At 72.5% G+C, this 16052-nt stretch carries 13 protein-coding genes and 1 pseudogene; 11 read left to right on the forward strand and 3 right to left on the reverse strand.

The features are described from left to right. The first annotated feature begins 39 nt into the window (after positions 1–39). The 11 genes from ABZS54_RS06140 (at position 40) to ABZS54_RS06190 (ending at position 14265) form a co-directional block, all read left to right on the forward strand. Positions 40–1557, forward strand: coding sequence for a PucR family transcriptional regulator (locus tag ABZS54_RS06140; RefSeq protein WP_355531568.1), 1518 nt, complete (start codon positions 40–42; stop codon positions 1555–1557). 107 nt (positions 1558–1664) lie between these two features. Then, positions 1665–3110 carry an aldehyde dehydrogenase family protein gene (locus tag ABZS54_RS06145; protein WP_355531570.1) on the forward strand — a complete coding sequence of 482 codons (1446 nt, stop codon included), beginning with the start codon at positions 1665–1667 and terminating at the stop codon, positions 3108–3110. A gap of 154 nt (positions 3111–3264) precedes the next feature. Next, entirely contained in the window at positions 3265–3567 is a 303-nt protein-coding gene (locus tag ABZS54_RS06150) for a hypothetical protein (RefSeq protein WP_355531572.1), read from the forward strand. Positions 3568–3618: 51 nt separating this feature from the next. Beyond that, a complete protein-coding gene (locus tag ABZS54_RS06155; protein ID WP_355531574.1) occupies positions 3619–5544 on the forward strand; it encodes an acyl-CoA dehydrogenase family protein in 1926 nt (641 codons plus the stop codon). A 127-nt stretch (positions 5545–5671) separates the two neighbouring features. Continuing rightward, positions 5672–6934, forward strand: a complete 1263-nt coding sequence (gene dxr, locus ABZS54_RS06160; protein WP_355531576.1) for a 1-deoxy-D-xylulose-5-phosphate reductoisomerase — start codon at positions 5672–5674, stop codon at positions 6932–6934. Further along, a complete protein-coding gene (locus ABZS54_RS06165) occupies positions 6931–8232 on the forward strand; it encodes a site-2 protease family protein (protein ID WP_355531578.1) in 1302 nt (433 codons plus the stop codon). The genes dxr and ABZS54_RS06165 overlap by 4 nt, the downstream gene beginning before the upstream one ends. Before the next feature lie 158 nt (positions 8233–8390). Beyond that, positions 8391–9548, forward strand: a complete 1158-nt coding sequence (gene ispG / locus ABZS54_RS06170) for a flavodoxin-dependent (E)-4-hydroxy-3-methylbut-2-enyl-diphosphate synthase (RefSeq protein WP_020553108.1) — start codon at positions 8391–8393, stop codon at positions 9546–9548. Positions 9549–9760: 212 nt separating this feature from the next. Further along, positions 9761–11212, forward strand: a complete 1452-nt coding sequence (locus ABZS54_RS06175) for an alpha/beta fold hydrolase (protein WP_355531581.1) — start codon at positions 9761–9763, stop codon at positions 11210–11212. Continuing rightward, positions 11209–12702, forward strand: a complete 1494-nt coding sequence (locus tag ABZS54_RS06180) for an alpha/beta hydrolase (protein ID WP_355531583.1) — start codon at positions 11209–11211, stop codon at positions 12700–12702. Before ABZS54_RS06175 ends, ABZS54_RS06180 begins: the two co-directional genes overlap by 4 nt. A gap of 137 nt (positions 12703–12839) precedes the next feature. Further along, positions 12840–13685, forward strand: a complete 846-nt coding sequence (locus ABZS54_RS06185) for a GNAT family N-acetyltransferase (RefSeq protein ID WP_355531585.1) — start codon at positions 12840–12842, stop codon at positions 13683–13685. 52 nt (positions 13686–13737) lie between these two features. After that, the gene (locus ABZS54_RS06190) at positions 13738–14265 is read left to right on the forward strand and encodes a GNAT family N-acetyltransferase (RefSeq protein WP_355531593.1); all 528 of its coding nucleotides are present in this window, start codon (positions 13738–13740) and stop codon (positions 14263–14265) included. Positions 14266–14292: 27 nt separating this feature from the next. Here ABZS54_RS06190 and ABZS54_RS06195 read toward each other — a convergent pair whose 3' ends face one another. The 3 genes and pseudogenes from ABZS54_RS06195 to ABZS54_RS06205 all read right to left on the reverse strand — a co-directional run. Continuing rightward, positions 14293–15210 carry an aminoglycoside phosphotransferase family protein gene (locus tag ABZS54_RS06195; RefSeq protein WP_355531587.1) on the reverse strand — a complete coding sequence of 306 codons (918 nt, stop codon included), beginning with the start codon at positions 15208–15210 and terminating at the stop codon, positions 14293–14295. Continuing rightward, positions 15207–15692: a ferritin-like domain-containing protein gene (locus ABZS54_RS06200; RefSeq protein ID WP_355531589.1), complete on the reverse strand. Its 486-nt coding sequence runs from the start codon at positions 15690–15692 to the stop codon at positions 15207–15209. The genes ABZS54_RS06195 and ABZS54_RS06200 overlap by 4 nt, the downstream gene beginning before the upstream one ends. After that, positions 15689–16052 (reverse strand): annotated as a pseudogene (locus ABZS54_RS06205) (hypothetical protein); the annotation flags it as partial. The gene ABZS54_RS06200 and the pseudogene ABZS54_RS06205, both read right to left, overlap by 4 nt.

A 16052-nucleotide genomic window follows, 5' to 3' on the forward strand; every position in this document is an offset into this window, starting at 1 on the left:
ACTGGAAGCCTCTCCCACTCCGGTTTGGACAACAACGACATGCCGCCCACCCTCGCGTCCCTGGTCCGTGCACCCGCCCTCGACCTGCGGGTGCTCGCGGGCAAGGGCGGACTGGAGCGCGAGGTGCGGTGGGTGCACACCAGCGAACTCGCCGATCCCACGCCCTACCTGGAGGGCGGCGAACTGCTGCTCACCACCGGGATGAAGCTCGGCCGCAGCAACGCCGAGCGCCGTGCCTACGTCGAGCGGCTCGCGGCGGCCGAGGTGGCCGGGCTCGGGATCGGGGTGGGCCTGTCCCTGGACCGGGTGCCCGCGGTGATCGTCGAGGTCGCCGAGGTGCACGGCTTCCCGGTGTTCGAGGTGCCGCGCCCGACCCCGTTCATTGCGATCAGCAAGGTGGTCTCGTCGGCGCTGGCGGCCGAGCAGTACGAGACCGTCACCACCGGCTTCGCGGTCCAGCAGGAGCTGACCCGGGCGGCCGCCGGGCGCGAGGGCCCCGCGACGCTGATCCGCCGGCTCGCGGCCCGGCTGGACGGTTGGGCCGCGCTCTACGACGCGGACGGCACGCTGCGCCAGGTCGCGCCCGCCACGGCTCGGCCACGCACCGACGGGCTGCGCGCCGACATCGAGAAGCTGCGCGGGATGCCCGCGCCGTCCTCCGCGTCGTTGCCGGGGATCGAGGGCGGGCGCGTGGTGGTCCAGTCGCTGGGCGCCGAGCGGCGGATCAGCGGCTTCCTGGCGGTGGGCACCGACCGGCCGCCGCGCACCGCCGACCGGCAGACCCTGGGCACCGCGGCCTCGCTGCTCACGCTGGCCCTGGAACAGTCCCGGGTCAGTGCCGACGCGGCCGCCCGGATGCGCACCGCGCTGCTGCGACTGTTGCTCACCGGCGAGCGGGCGACCCCGGCCGAACTGGCCCACGACATCGCGGCCGACCTGCCGCCGGGACCGTGGCGGGTGCTGGTGGCCACCGGGCCCGAGCAGGCTGTGGCGGCGTTCGCGGAGCGGCTGTGCGCGCGGGCGGTCCGGGCCGGCGCACCCGCGCTCGCCGGCGAGCTGGGCGGGGCGACGGTGCTGGTGCTGCCGGAGTCGGTCGAGCCGGTGGAGCCGGCGGACCTGCCCGGGCTGATCGCGGGTGTGTCCGGCCCGGTGGAGCCGGTCGCCGCCGCCGACGGCTATCGGCAGGCTCTGGGGGCGCACGCGGTGGGCCTGCGCTCGGAGAAGGCGCTGACCGTGCACGGTCAGGATGCCGGCGGGTTGTTGCCGCTGCTGGACGGCGACGCCGTGCACGCGTGGGCCGAGCAACTGCTCGCACCGCTGCGCGCGCACGACGCGGGCGGACGGGGCGACCTGATCGGCTCGCTGCGCGCGTGGTTGGCCCGGCACGGGCAGTGGGACGCGGCGGCCGGCGACCTGGGCGTGCACCGGCACACGCTGCGCTATCGCATCCGCCGAGCCGAGGAGATCCTCGGTCGTACTCTGGACGACCCGGACACCCGCGCGGAACTGTGGTTCGCGTTGCGCGATCCGAGCGAGGTCCGCGAGGACAAGTCGTAGTACCGGCGGAGCGCGATTGTCCGACATGGACAACAACGCGGGCGTGTGATCGGCCTACGGTTGAGTCACCGGGATCATCGGCACCCGTTGACGGAGAAGGAGCAGCAGTGACCACCACCACCCACGCGTTCTGGCTGGCGGGCCGACAGGCCACCGGCGAGACGACCTTCGACGTCACGAGCTCGTACGACGGGCGGCTCGTCGGTCGGGTCTTCGAGCCCACGGACGCGCAGATAGAGGAGGCCGTCGCCGCGGCCCACGCCGTCGGGCACGAGTTCGCCGCGCTGCCCGCCTACCGGCGCGCCGCGGCCCTGGACCACGTGGCCAAGCGGCTCGGCGAGCGCACCGAGGAGATCGCCCGACTGATCACCGCCGAGAACGGCAAGCCGATCAAGTGGGCGCGCGGCGAGGTCGGCCGTGCGGTGTCGGTGTTCCGCTGGGCGGCCGAGGAGGCCCGCCGGTTCAACGGCGAGGGCATGCGCCTGGACACCGATGCGGGCGGCACCGGTCGCTACGCGCTGGTCCGCCGGATCCCCAAGGGCGTGGTGCTGGGTATCGCGCCGTTCAACTTCCCGCTCAACCTGGTCGCGCACAAGGTCGCCCCGGCGATCGCGGTCGGCGCGCCGATCATCCTCAAGCCCGCGCCGGCCACCCCGCTGTCCGCGCTCGTGCTCGGCGAGATCCTGGCCGAGACCGACCTGCCCGCCGGTTCGTGGAGCGTGCTGCCGGTCCCCAACGACCGGATGCCGGCGCTGGTGAAGGACGAGCGGCTGCCGGTCATCTCGTTCACCGGCTCGGGCCCGGTGGGCTGGAGCATCATGGACTCGGTGCCGCGCAAGCACGTCACCCTGGAACTGGGTGGCAACGCCGCCGCCGTCGTGCTCGCCGACTGGTCCTCCGAGGCCGACCTGGAGTGGGCCGCGCAGCGGATCGCGACCTTCTCCAACTACCAGGGCGGCCAGTCCTGCATCTCGGTGCAGCGGGTGATCGCCGACGCGACCGTCTACGACCGCCTGGTCGAGAAGGTCGTGGCGAAGGTGGCCGCACAGGTCACCGGCGACCCCGAGGACGACAGCGTCGACGTCGGCCCGCTGGTCAGCGTCGCCGCCGCCGAGCGGGTCCAGGCGTGGGTGGACGAGGCCGTGCAGGCCGGCGCCAAGGTGCTCACCGGTGGCACCCGCGACGGTGCCGCCTACGCGCCGACGGTGCTCAGCGAGGTCCCGGCCGGCGTCACCATCGCCTGCGAGGAGGTCTTCGGCCCGGTGCTCACGCTGACCCGGGTGGACGGCACGGACGCCGCGTTCGCCGCGGTCAACGACTCCGAGTTCGGCCTCCAGGCCGGCGTGTTCACGCACGACATCCAGACCGCTTTCCGGGCCCAGCGCGAACTGGAGGTGGGCGGCGTGATCATCGGCGACGCCCCGTCCTACCGCGCCGACCAGATGCCCTACGGCGGCGCGAAGAACTCCGGCGTGGGCCGCGAGGGCGTCACGTACGCGATGACCGACTTCACGTACGAGCGCGTCATGGTGCTCACGGGCCTGGCCCTGTAGACACCCCATCGACGAAGGGCCCGGCCACCTGGGGTGGTGTCGCCGGGCCCTTTCGTACGTTTCGGTGCCCGGTGCCCCGTTCGGCCGCGAGGGGTTGCCCGCAGATGTGCGAACTCGCAGGTCGGCGGGTGTGCGGGCCCGGCAGGGTGGCGGGATGAGCACTTCGGTACCCGGTGCGAGTACGCCGCCACCGGACGCGATCACCGACCTCGTGTTGACCTGGCCGGCCGCCGAGGCGATGCCGCGCGTGGATCTGTACGCGTTACTCCTCAGTGCGGACGGACGGGTCTGCGCCCCGCGGGACGCGGTGGTCAGCCGCACCGAGCCGACCGCCGCCGCGGGTGCGGTGTGGTTCCCGGGCGCCGAGAGGCATCGTGGGGCGCTGATCCGCCAAGTGGGCGCAGCTCTGGACAAATGGATGTCACTCGGCATTCAGTGGACGTGCACGGGCAGGTAACACCGATCGGTAACAACGTCGGTTCCGCTGCGAGTCCGCGAGGAGTCCGCCATGCCCCCTGTCAGCGAACGCGAAGCCCGCAAGGTCGCCGAGGAAGCGCGGCAACAGGACTGGGACAAGCCCAGTTTCGCCAAGGAGCTCTTCCTCGGGCGCTTTCGGCTCGACCTTGTCCACCCGCACCCCGAGGCCGATCCGGAGGAGATCCGCCGGGGGGAGGAATTCCTCGCGGTGTTGCGCGAATTCCTCATCACCCGGGTGGACCCCACGGTGATCGAGCGCGATGCGCGGATCCCGGACGAGGTGATCAAGGGCCTGGCCGAGATCGGCGCGCTGGGCATGAAGATCGACACCGAGTACGACGGCCTGGGCCTGAGCCAGCTGTACTACAACAAGGCGCTGGTCCTGGTGGGCTCGGTCAACGCCGCGCTCGGCGCGCTGCTGTCCGCGCACCAGTCGATCGGGGTGCCGCAGCCGGTCAAGATGTTCGGCACAGACGAGCAGAAGCGCGAGTTCCTGCCGCGCTGCGTGCGTGAGGTCAGCGCCTTCCTGCTCACCGAGCCGGACGTGGGCTCCGACCCGGCCCGACTGGCCACCTCCGCGGTGCCCACCGAGGACGGCGAGGCGTATGTCCTGGACGGCGTGAAGCTGTGGACCACCAACGGCGTGGTGGCCGGCCTGCTCGTGGTGATGGCCCGGGTGCCGAAGGCCGAGGGCCGGCGCGGCGGGATCACCGCGTTCGTGGTGGACGCGGACAGCCCCGGGATCACCGTGGAGAACCGCAACGCCTTCATGGGCCTGCGCGGCATCGAGAACGGGGTGACCCGCTTCCACAACGTCCGGGTGCCCGCCGCGAACCGGATCGGCGCCGAGGGCGCGGGCCTGAAGATCGCGCTGACCACGCTCAACACCGGCCGACTCTCGCTGCCCGCGATGTGTGCCGGCGCCGCCAAGTGGTCGCTCAAGGTGGCCCGCGAGTGGGCGGGCGAGCGCGAGCAGTGGGGTCGGCCGATCGCCGGCCACGAGGCGGTCGCGGGCAAGATCGCCTACATCGCGGCCAGTGCCTTCGCGCTGGAGGCGGTCCTGGAGCTGACCGCCCGGATGGCCGACGAGGACCGCCGCGACATCCGGATCGAGGCGGCGCTGGCGAAGCTGTACGCCTCAGAGGTGGGCTGGACGGTCAGCGACGAACTCGTGCAGATCCGAGGGGGTCGCGGCTACGAGACCGCCGCCTCGCTGCGCGCCCGCGGCGAACGCGGTGTGCCCGCCGAGCAGATGTTGCGGGACATGCGGATCAACCGGATCTTCGAGGGCTCGACCGAGATCATGCACCTGCTGATCGCGCGCGAGGCGGTGGATGCCCACCTGGCCGTGGCCGGCGACATCATCGACCCCGAGGCGGACCTGAAGGCCAAGGGCAAGGCCGCCGCCGACGCGGGCGTCTTCTACGCCAAGTGGCTGCCCAAGCTGGTCACCGGCAAGGGGCACGTGCCCACGTCCTACCGCGAGTTCGCCCCAGTCGGCGCGCCGAGCCTGGCCGCGCACCTGCGCTTCGTCGAGCGCGCCTCCCGCCGGCTGGCCCGCTCCACCTTCTACGGAATGGCCCGCTGGCAGGGCGCGATGGAACGCAAACAGGGCTTCCTGGGCCGGATCGTCGACATCGGCGCCGAACTGTTCGCGATGAGCGCGGTGTGCGTGCGCGCCGACATGCTGCGCCGCCGCGACCTGGAGCAGGGCCGGGCCGCGTACGAACTCGCCGACCTGTTCTGCCGGCAGGCGCAGATCCGGGTGGACGAACTGTTCGGCCGGTTGTGGACCAACACCGACGCGTTGGACGTCAAGGCCGTCGAAGGCGTACTGGCGGGCCGGCACCTGTGGCTGGAGGAGGGTGTCCTCGACCCGTCCACCGAGGGCCCCTGGATCGCCGACGCGACGCCCGGCCCGGCCAAGGTGGACAACGTGCACCGGCCCGTCGGCTGAGTCACGCGCGGCCGGCGGGAGCGCCCCGCCGGCCGCACCCGCCGGCACGCACGGCCCGCGGCCGGTCACCGCGGGCAATCGGTCGACCTGCGCTCGGCGCCCGGCCGGCGCGGGCCACAATGGTCGGATGGACTCCCTGGCCGATCCGTACGCGCCCTTCGCCGCCCCCGACCAGTCGACCACCCGACGGGACATCGTCCTGCTCGGCTCCACCGGGTCGATCGGGACCCAGACCATCGACGTGGTTCGCGCCCACCCCGAGCTGTTTCGGATCGTCGGCCTGTCCGCCGGCGGCGGCCGGGTGGACGAGCTGGCCCGACAGGCGCTCGAACTCGGGGTCGAGGTGGTCGCGGTGGCCAAGGCGTCCGCCGCGCAGGACCTGCAACTGGCCTTCTACGCCGAGGCGCAGCGCCGCGGCTACGCCAAGGGGCAGTACAAGCTGCCGCGCATCCTGGCCGGACCCACCGCCGCCACCGAGCTGGCCGCACACCCGTGCGACGTGGTCCTCAACGGGATCACCGGCTCGATCGGCCTGGCCCCCACCCTCGCCGCGCTGACTGCGGGCCGCACCCTCGCGCTGGCCAACAAGGAGTCGCTGATCGTCGGCGGCCCACTGGTCAAGGCGATCGCCAAGCCCGGCCAGATCGTCCCGGTCGACTCCGAGCACTCGGCGCTGATCCAGGCCCTGCGCGGCGGTCGCGCCGATCAGGTCGAGCGGCTCGTGGTGACCGCCAGCGGCGGCCCGTTCCGCGGTCGCAGCCGCGCCGACCTGGTCGACGTCACGCCCGAGGAGGCCGCGGCGCACCCCACCTGGGACATGGGCCCGGTCATCACGATCAACTCGGCGACCCTGGTCAACAAGGGCCTGGAGGTGATCGAAGCGCACCTGCTCTACGACATCCCGTTCGACCGGATCGACGTCGTCGTACACCCGCAGTCGATCGTGCACTCGATGGTCGAGTTCGTGGACGGCTCGACCCTGGCCCAGGCATCGCCGCCGGACATGCGACTGCCGATCGCGCTCGGCCTGTCCTGGCCCGACCGGGTGCCGAACGTCGCGGCCGGCTGCGACTGGACCAAGGCGGCCACGTGGGAGTTCTTCCCACTCGACCACGAGGCGTTCCCGGCGGTCGACCTGGCATACGCCGCAGGCCGCGCCGGCGGCACCGCGCCGGCCGTGTTCAACGCGGCCAACGAGGAGTGTGTGGACGCGTTCGTCGCGAGACACCTGAAGTTCAACGGCATCACCGACACGGTCGCCGCCGTCTTGAGCGAGCATGATGTACGTGGGGACGGCAACCGGCTGACGCTGGAGGACGTCCTCGACGCGGAGGACTGGGCGCGCCGACGGGCACGCGAGATCATCGCCCACCAAGGAGAACCCCGTTGACCTTGTTCATGACGATCCTCGGCATCGTCGTCTTTGTCGTGGGCCTGCTGTTCTCCATCGCCTGGCACGAGGCGGGCCACCTGATCACCGGCAAGATGTTCGGCGTGCGGGTGCCGCAGTACATGGTCGGCTTCGGCAAAACGTTGTGGTCGAAGAAGATCGGTGAGACCGAGTACGGCATCAAGGCAGTGCCCGCCGGCGGCTACTGCCGACTGATCGGCATGTTCCCGCCGGACGCGACCGGCAAGATCCAGGCGCGCAGCACCTCGCCCTGGCGCAGCATGATCGAGGACGCGCGGGAGGCCTCCTACGAGGAGGTCGGTCCCGGCGACGAGAACAGGCTGTTCTACCAGCGCAAGCCCTGGCAGCGGACGATCATCATGCTGGCCGGCCCGTTCATGAACCTGATCCTGGCCATCGCGCTGTTCGCGGTGTTCCTGATGGGCTTCGGGATCAACACGACCACGTCGACCGTCGCCACGGTGTCCGAGTGCGTGGTCCGGGCCGATGCCAAGACCGACAAGTGCACGCCGAACGACCCGGCCGCCCCCGGCAAGGCGGCCGGACTCCTGCCGGGCGACAAGATCGTGTCGTTCAACAACACGAAGGTGCGCGACTACGACACGCTGCAGGACCTGATCCGCAAGTCCTCGGGCGAGGTGACCCTCGTGGTGGACCGGGCCGGCAAGCAAGTCACGCTCAAGCCGGTGCTGGCCCGGAACCGGGTGGTCAAGCTCGACGGCGACCACCGACCGATCAAGGGCGAGTACGTCGAGACCGGATTCCTCGGTATCTCCCCGGCCACCGGCATCGAGCGCAAGAGCGCGTCGGAGTCCGTGACGGTGATGACCGACATGGTCGACAACGCCTTCCACAGCCTGCTGCGCATCCCGCAGAAGGTGCCCGCGCTGTGGGGCGCGGCCTTCCAGGGCGACGAGCGCGACCAGGACTCGCCGGTGGGCGTGGTCGGCGCGGCCCGGGTCGGCGGCGAGGTCGCCGCGCTCGACGTGCCCGCGTCCCAGCGGGTCGGCCTGATGATCTTCATCATCGCGGGCTTCAATCTGTCGCTGTTCCTGTTCAACATGCTGCCGCTGCTCCCGCTGGACGGCGGACACGTGGTCGGCGCGTGGTGGGAGTCGGTCCGCCGGTGGATCGCGAGCCTGCGCAGGAAGCCCGACCCGGGTCCGTTCGACGTGGCCAAGCTGATGCCGGTGGCCTACGTGGTGGCGTCGGTCTTCATCGCCTTCACCGTTTTGGTGTTGATCGCCGACCTGATCAACCCGGTCAAGCTCACTTAGCGCGATACGTCCGTCCCGTCCGACTCCCGCGCCGACCCGCTTGTGTCGATCACGCAACAGGTGGGTCGGCACGGGGGCACGGGCGCGTCCGCACCCGGGTGCGGTGGCGTAGCGTTGAGCGCGACCCACCACGCCGAACCCACGGGACTAAAGCGAAGATGACCGCGATCCAGCTCGGAATGCCGTCCGTACCTGCCCGGCCCCTCACGCCGCGCCGCAAGTCACGGCAGATCATGGTCGGCAACGTGGCCGTCGGCGGAGACGCCCCGGTGTCGGTGCAGTCCATGACCACCACCCTGACCTCCGACGTCAATGCCACGCTTCAGCAGATCGCCGAGCTGACCGCCTCCGGCTGCCAGATCGTCCGTGTCGCGGTGCCCTCCCAGGACGACGCCGACGCGCTGCCCGCGATCGCCCGCAAGTCGCAGATCCCGGTCATCGCGGACATCCACTTCCAGCCGAAGTACGTGTTCGCCGCGATCGACGCCGGCTGCGCCGCGGTGCGGGTGAACCCCGGCAACATCAAGCAGTTCGACGACAAGATCGCCGAGATCGCCAAGGCCGCGTCCGCCGCCGGCACCCCGATCCGGATCGGCGTCAACGCCGGGTCGCTGGACAAGCGGCTGCTGGCCAAGCACGGCAGGGCCACCCCCGAGGCGCTGGTCGAATCCGCGCTGTGGGAGTGCTCGTTGTTCGAGGAGCACGACTTCCGGGACATCAAAATCTCGGTCAAGCACAACGACCCCGTCGTGATGATCGAGGCATACCGGCTGCTCGCCGAGCGCTGCGACTACCCGCTGCACCTGGGCGTGACCGAGGCCGGCCCCGCCTTCCAGGGCACCATCAAGTCCGCGGTCGCGTTCGGGGCGCTGCTCGCGCAGGGCATCGGCGACACCATCCGGGTCTCCCTCTCCGCCCCGCCGGTCGAGGAGATCAAGGTCGGCAACCAGATCCTGGAGTCGCTGGGTCTGCGGCAGCGCGGCCTGGAGATCGTCTCCTGCCCGTCCTGCGGTCGTGCCCAGGTCGACGTGTACAAGCTGGCCGAGGAGGTCACCGCGGGCCTGGACGGGCTCAAGGTGCCGCTGCGGGTGGCCGTCATGGGCTGCGTCGTCAACGGTCCCGGCGAGGCTCGCGAGGCGGACCTGGGCGTGGCGTCCGGCAACGGCAAGGGCCAGATCTTCGTCAAGGGCGAGGTGATCAAGACCGTGCCCGAGTCGAAGATCGTGGAGACCCTGATCGAGGAAGCCCTCAAGCTCGCCGAGCAGATGCAGGCGGACGGCGTGATCAGCGGCGACCCGATCGTCGACATCGCCTGAGCCGAGCCCACCCGGACCCCTCCGGCTCGCCCGATTCGCTCGGCCCGATCTGCTCGGCCCGATCCCGCCGACCGGCCGAAGCGCCGCCCGACCGGATCAATCCACTGCGCCACCCGAGTGACAAATCGTTGATGCACCCCTACCCCCGGTAATCGACCTCGATCATCGAGACACGTGATCGGGGCGCCGCCCCCGGGGGAGGGGCGTCGTGCGTGGGACGCATCATCGTGGCCGGACTGGCCGTCGCCGGCATGATCGTGGGCACCGCGGGGGTTCCCGCGAGCGGACCCGACCCGGGCGACCGGCCGGCCGCGCGGGTGGCGCCCGGCATCGCATGGGGCGCCTGCCCCGCCGATGTCGCCGCACCCGGGCTGCGCTGCGGGACGCTGGCCGTCCCGGTCGACCACGCGCGCGCCGACGGGCCCACCACCATGCTGGGCGTCTCGCTCGCACCGGCCACGGGCGGCCGGCCCCGGCGCGGCACGATCGTGGTCAACCCCGGAGGCCCGGGCGGCGGCGGCATGTGGCTTGCCGACCTGGTGCGGCACGCTCTGCCGGAACGGGTGCGGCAGAGCTACGACATCGTCGGCGTCGACCCGCGCGGCAACCACCACAGCGACCCGATCTCCTGCGTCGACGCGAGCTTCGAGCGGGCCCCGAAGCCGGACCCGGTGCCCGCCACGCCACAGGACGAGGAGCGGCTGATCGAGCGCGCCCGCACCTACGCGCGCGGCTGCGCCGAGCGGGCCGGCGACCTGCTGCCGCACCTGGGCACCCTGGAGAACGCGCGCGACCTCGACCTGCTCCGCGCCGCGCTCGGCGAACCGCGGATCTCCTTCATCGGCTGGTCCTACGGCACCTACCTCGGCGCGGTCTACGGACACCTGTTCCCCGAGCGGGTCGACCGGATGATTCTGGACAGCGTCGTCGACCCGCGCCCGGACCAGGTCTGGTACGGGTCCAACCTGCGCCAGGACGTCGCCTTCCAGGACCGCTGGCGAGACCTCGTCGCGGCCGAAGGCGCCGACCTGGACGACCTGTTCGCCCGCTCGCTCGCCGGCGTCCGGACCGAGCCCGCCGGCGGCACCGTCGGCCCCGCCGAACTGCGCGACATCGCCACCCGGGTCCTGTACAACTCGCAGACCTGGCCGGGGTTCGCCAAGGCGCTGCGCGCCCACGACCGAGGCGACCCGGCCCCGCTGGCCGCGCTGTACGCGCCGTCCACCGCACACGACGTCAACGGCACCGCGATCTACACCGCCGTCGAATGCCACGACGGCCCGTGGCCGCGCGACTGGTCGGTGTGGGACCGCGACACCCGTGCCGTGGACCGGATCGCGCCCTTGGTGACCTGGTCCAATACGTGGTTGAACGCACCATGCGCGTTCTGGCCGGTGCCCGCCCGGACGCCGCCGACCGTCGACGGCCACGACCTGCCGCCGGTGCTGCTCGTGCAGGGCACCCGGGACCCGGCCACCCCACCCGCCGGGGCGAGCGCGCTGCACCGGGCGCTGCCCTCCTCGCATCTGATCACCGTGCTCGACGAGGGCGACCACGGGATCCTCGCGTTCCAACCCGACCCATGCGTCCTGCGGGCCGCCTCGGCCTATCTGACCGACGGCACGCTCCCGCCGGGCCGCGACACCGTCTGTGAGGCATCGTGACTCGCGCCGTCCGCGTCCTGCTGGCGGGCGCGCTGACCGCCGCCGTGCTGACCGCCGCCGGCCCGGCCCGGGCGGACATCGAGCCGATCGTGTGGGGCGACTGCCCGCCGGGCACCGCGACGGGGGAGCGCTGCGGCACCATCGCGGCACCGCTGGACCACGCACGACCGGCCGGCCCGCGCATTCGGGTCGGCGTCTCGAAGGTCGCGGCCACCGGGAGCAAGGCGGAATACCAGGGCATCCTGATGGTCAACTTCGGCGGCCCGGGCGCCGCCGGCGTCGGCTCGATGGCGGCACTCGCCGGCGGCCTGCCCGAGCGGCTGCGCCGGGCCTACGACCTGATCGGCTTCGACCTGCGCGGACGCGGTACCAGTACGCGCGTGGAGTGCACCGACCCGCAGACCTTCGGCCGTGTGCCCAGGCCCGACCCGGCGCTGCCGGGCAGCCGGGCGGCGCACCTGGCCGCGGCCCGCGCGTTCGCCGACGGTTGCCGCAGGTCCGCCGGCGACCTGTTGCCGCACCTGACCACCCGGGACATCGCGCGCGACCTCGACCTGGTCCGGGCCGCTTTCGGCGCCGACCGGCTCTCCATCCTGGGCTACTCCTACGGCAGCTACCTGGGCGCGGTCTACGGGCAACTCTTCCCGAACCGGGTGCACCGGATGCTGCTCGACAGCCTGGTCGACCCGACGAAGGTCTGGTACGGGACCGGTTTCCTCCAGGCCCGCGGGTTCGACGCGCGCCGCCACGACTGGGCCGCGTGGACGGCCGACCGGGCCGACCGCTTCCACCTGGGCGGCAGCACCACGGCCGTGCTGGCGACCTGGGACCGACTGCGCATCGGGCTCGCCGCACACCCGGCGGCCGGCGTGTTCGGCGGCGTCGAACTCGACCAGTACACGCTCGGCAAGCTGTACACCGACCGGGACTGGTCGAGTCTGTCCGGCGCCCTCGCGGACTACGCCTCGGGCGATCCGGCCGCGCTGCTCGCCGGGCGCAAGCCGGCCACCGCGGACGAGGTCAACTTCGAGTCGGTGTTCCAGACCGTCGCCTGTGCGGACGCCCCCTTCCCGGCCGACGAGTCGGTGTTCGAGCGCGACATGGCCGTGCTCCGGGCCCGCCACGGCGCGCTGGGCGCGGCCATCGCCGCTCCCGGCGCGTGCCTGTACCTGCAGAGCAATACCGCGCCGCCGACCCGGATCGACGGGGCCGGTCTGCCCGGCGTCCTGCTCATCCAGTCGGTCGGCGATCCGGCGACGCCCTACGAAGGGGCTCTGCGCCTGCACGCCGCGCTGCCCACGTCGCGGCTGCTCACCGTGCGCGGCAACGGCAACCACGGGCACTACCTCGTCGAGGGCCCGTGCGTCGACGACCGGGGCACCGCCTACCTGGTCGACGGCGTCCTGCCCGCGACCGACATCGAGTGCAACGGCCCCGCCGCGACCGACCCGGAACCGCGCCGATCGGAGATCGTGCACCCGCACCACTGACCCGCCCGCCGAGGGCCCGCCGGGCCAGGTCGCCGATTCCGCCGCCTCCCCGGCGGCACAGGCGGCCCGGACCTGCATAGGGTGGTGCCGCAAGACTGGCATTTCCCCAAGGTCCGCCTGATGGCATGGTGAGGCACGTGCTGAGCTCGGTTTCCACCAAAGTCCTGGACGGGACCGACCTGTCCGCCGTCCAGGCGCTGCTCGACCGTGACCCCGTCACGAACGTCTTCGTCGCGTCCCGAGTCCGACTCGCCGGCGTCGACCCGTGGCGACTCGGCGGCGAACTGTGGGGCTACTACGAGGGTGGTCGGCTCACGTCGCTGTGCTACGCGGGCGCGAACCTGGTTCCGGTCGAGGCCGGACCGGACGCCATACGCTCGTTCGCCGAGCGGGCCCGCCGCCAGGGCCGGCGCTGCTCGTCGATCGTCGGTCCGGCCGAGGCCGCCGCCGATCTGTGGCGCCTGCTCGAACCCGTGTGGGGACCCGCCCGCGACGTTCGGCCGGTGCAGCCGCTCATGGTCGCCGACCAACCCTCGCACGAGGTGGCCCCGGATCCGCTGGTGCGCCCGGTACGCCCGGACGAGCTGGATCTGGTGATGCCCGCGTGCGTGGCGATGTTCACCGAGGAGGTCGGCGTCTCGCCGCTGATCGGCGACGGCGGCACCCTGTACCGCGCCCGGGTGGCCGAACTCATCGCCGGCGGGCGGGCGTTCGCCCGGATCGAGGACGGCCGGGTGGTGTTCAAGGCGGAGATCGGCGCGGTCACCCGGCACGCGTGCCAGATTCAGGGCGTGTGGGTGGCGCCGGAGCGGCGCGGCGAGGGCCTGTCCGAGATCGGCATGGCGGCCGTACTGCGGCACGCGCTGAGCGAGGTGGCCCCGATCGCCAGCCTGTACGTGAACAGCTACAACGGCCCCGCGCGCGCGGCCTACCGGCGGGTCGGCTTCGCCGAGACCGGGGCCTTCATGAGCGTGCTGTTCTGATGCGCCCGAAATCCGGGCGACGACGACCCGACCCGAGGGAGTACGTGTGCTGATGGAGTGGACGTGCCGGGTCGTCGATCTCGCCGAGTACGCGGACGAGGCGGTCGACGTCCAGGCCGGCGCGTTCGGTTTGGCCGACGAGGAGATCGCGGTGCGGCAGCGGATAATGCGGCGGCACGCGACCTTTACCGGGGTGCGCTCGCTGGGCGCGTTCGACGGCGGCGGTCGGCTGGTCGGATTCGGCTACGGCTATCCCAACCTCACCGATCAGTGGTGGAGCCTGGTGATCGAACCGCACCTGGCCCGGGCCGGACACCGGACATGGCTGGACGATTCGTTCGTGGTGGGCGAACTGCACGTGCTGCCGCGCTGGCAGGGACAGGGCATCGGACGCACCCTGATCACCCTGCTGTGCCAGGGTCAGGACCGGTCGCACATCCTGCTGTCCGCGATCGACGAACAGACGCCGGCCCGACGGCTGTACCACAAACTGGGCTTTCGGGACCTGGCCCGCCCGGTCCTGTTCCCGGGCAACAACCGCCCCTATGCGGTGATGGGCGCGATCCTGCCGTTCACGTGACCCGGTGACCCGGCCGCGGGTCGCGGATCAGGACAGCCACTCCGCGACGGACAGCAGGTCCTCGCCCGCCGGATCCTCCACCGACATGCACCACAGGCCCAGCGCCAACGCCTGGACCAGCGCCCAACCGCGCACCCGCTCGGCGTCCAGATCCAACGCGTTCGCCAGCCAGGTCACCCGCCGCCGCACCAGCGCCTGCGGGCGCGGCTCGGCGACCACCGTGGCCATCCGGTCCCGAACCAGCGCGCCCAGGTCGAAGGCCCGTTCGCCGAGCATCGGGCGCGGATCGATCGCCAGCCACTTCGCCCGCTCGCCGGCCAGCACGTTCCCGTGGTGGAAGTCGGTGTGCAGGACCACGACCTCCGGCTGCGACGCCGCCAACTCGCGGCACAGCGCCACCGCCTCCTCGACCAGCGCCTCGGGACACGGGCCGGCCAGGTCCGCGTACCGGCGAGGGATCGATTCGCCCCAGTGCTCGGCCCGATCCGCGACCGGCTCGATCGCGCAGTCCGCGGGCGGGGCCACCCACAACTTGCGGACCACCTCGGCGGCCTCCAGCATCGCCCGGTCCTCGGCCAGCGAACGCAGCGACACGTCCGGCTGGAGCCGCTCCAGCAACAGCGCGCCGTGCTCGGGATCGGCGTCGAGCAGGCGAACCGCCCCGACGCCGTCCCACAGCGCGAGCGCGCTCGCCTCGTGCGCGGTGTAGCGGTCGATCAGGCCGAGCTTGAGCGTGGCCGGCGTGCCGTCCGCGAGCCGGACCAGGAGGGTCAGGCTGAGTGCGCCGCCGGGAATGATGGCCCGTTCCACGGTCAGGTCCCAGCGCCGCGCGTACTCGACGACCGCGTTCGGCAGCCCCGCCAGCCACGGGCGGGCCACCTCTTCGCCGCACCACCGAGGTGCGGTCCGAGTCAATCGCTCCGGGATGTCGACCCGATCGCTCACGCGCGGCTCCCGGTCGTCGGCGCCGCCGGGTCGCCGGCCGCGGGCAGCCCCGGGAACGCGGTGCTCGCGCCCCGCCAACGCACCGCCCACACGGCGCTCTCGCGCAGCCAGCCCGCCGCTTCGTTGCGCAACGGCGCCCCGGCCGCGGCCACCAACTCGCCCAGATGCAGGGTGACTCCGTCCTCCAGGTACACCGCGAGCCGGGTCGCGTCGGCGGGCGTGGCCACCGCGAACGGGATCGTGTACGCGGGCGCCGCCGGCTGCGCGACCCCGCCCCGATCGGTGACCAGCCGCGCGATCGCGTCCCGGCGGGCCCGGTGCGTGTCCAGCGCGGTGCGGGCCTGGGTGCGCGTGGCACCGGTCAACCGACCGCCGGCCACGCCGTAGCCGTAGACGGCCGCGTGCTCCGCGTCCAGCGCGTCGCGCAGCGCCTTGACCTCGGGGGTGGCGGACCCGGACGGGGTCGGCCGCGACGTGCTCACGATGCGCTCCGAAGCAGTTGGGCGTGGCCCGCCAGGCACGCGGCGGTGGCGGCCAGGGTGCGGGCGAGTTCGGGGGAGACCGCGTCCAGTCCGGTCAGCCGCTCGTCGGAGGCCTGCTGCGCCCAGTCGGCGATCGCGGTGCCCGCGGCGGCGGGGTCCTCCGGCGCGGCGCCGGGTGGCGGCGCGGAGTGCGACGCGCCCGCGGCGAAGGCGGTCAGGTGTTGGCGCAGCTCGACCGAGAGCGGCCGGATCCGTTCGGCCAGCGGGGCGTGTCGCGCGGCGACCGCGTCGTAGCGAGCGAGTCCCTTGTTGACGATGTTGCGCAGCCGCGAGTGCTCCGGCGGGTCCATGTTGAGCATC

The sequence above is a fragment of the Embleya sp. NPDC005575 genome (assembly GCF_040605455.1).
GTDB lineage: Bacteria > Actinomycetota > Actinomycetes > Streptomycetales > Streptomycetaceae > Embleya.